This window comes from Bartonella sp. AA86SXKL (assembly GCF_042196885.1).
The window spans coordinates 1-312 of record NZ_JBHIRE010000244.1 but is presented as its reverse complement, the minus strand read 5'-3'; the positions used below and the strand labels follow the sequence as shown (position 1 = coordinate 312).

The 312-nt window shown below is 38.5% G+C and carries 1 pseudogene; it reads left to right on the top strand.

What is annotated here, in order from left to right:
• Positions 1–312, top strand: a pseudogene (locus tag ACFIO5_RS11265) (cobaltochelatase subunit CobT); the annotation flags it as partial.

Sequence of the window (312 nt, the reverse complement as noted above, 5' to 3'; positions counted from 1 at the left end):
AGTGAAGAAAAAGTAGAAACTGAACAAGAAAGCGATACGCAAGACCAAGGAAAAACGCAAGCAACACAATCAAATGACAATGACCAAACTGAAGAAGAGCAAGAAAGAAGCGGTTTGCAAGAAAAATCGAATCAATCCAAGCGCCTTTTCACTGTTTCAGAACAAATGGAAAGGCTTGCTGATTATAAAGTTTTCACCCGCCAGTTTGATGAAATCTTGGAAGCAACAGATTTTTGTTCTGAAAGCGAATTAAACCATTTGCGTCATTGTCTTGATAAGCAAATTAACCATCTCCAAAACATTGTTGGGCGC